General features: G+C 65.9%; 1 protein-coding gene. It reads right to left on the bottom strand.

Translation table 11 applies throughout. The features are described 5' to 3' along the window. A partial coding sequence (locus J5M58_RS27300; RefSeq protein ID WP_207880616.1) for a response regulator occupies positions 1-313 on the bottom strand: 313 nt, incomplete at its 3' end. Positions 314-428 lie beyond the last annotated feature (115 nt).

Below are 428 nucleotides of genomic sequence, written 5' to 3'. Positions count from 1 at the left end.
GGTCGAACGGCTTGATCAGATAGTCGTCGGCGCCGGCGTTCAGCCCCGCGATCCGGTTCGCGACCTGATCGAGCGCGGTCAGGATGATGACGGGCACCGTCGAGCCGCCCGCGCGCAGCTCGCGCAGGAAATCGAGCCCACGCCCGTCGGGCAGCAGTAGATCGAGCAGGATCAGATCGTAGGGCGCGACCGCGACGTGCCGCCGCGCGTGCGCGAGGCTCGCGACGCAATCGGTCGGATGCCCGTCCTTCTCGATCTGGGCGCGGACGGCCTCGCCGAGCCACGGATCGGCTTCGACGAGAAGCACTCTCATGCGCGTGTCCTGGTGAATGGCGTGGCGCGACTCTGCCACGCGAACCTGAAGCGAACATGAAGAAAAAACGACGGGTTCGCAAGCTTCGCTTCAGGTACCGAGCGCATTGTAGAAC

The sequence above is a fragment of the Pseudomonas sp. 32_A genome (assembly GCF_017490905.1).
In the GTDB taxonomy this organism is placed as follows: Bacteria; Pseudomonadota; Gammaproteobacteria; order Pseudomonadales; family Pseudomonadaceae; genus Aquipseudomonas; species Aquipseudomonas inefficax.
This window is presented reverse-complemented; position numbering and strand designations above follow the sequence as displayed.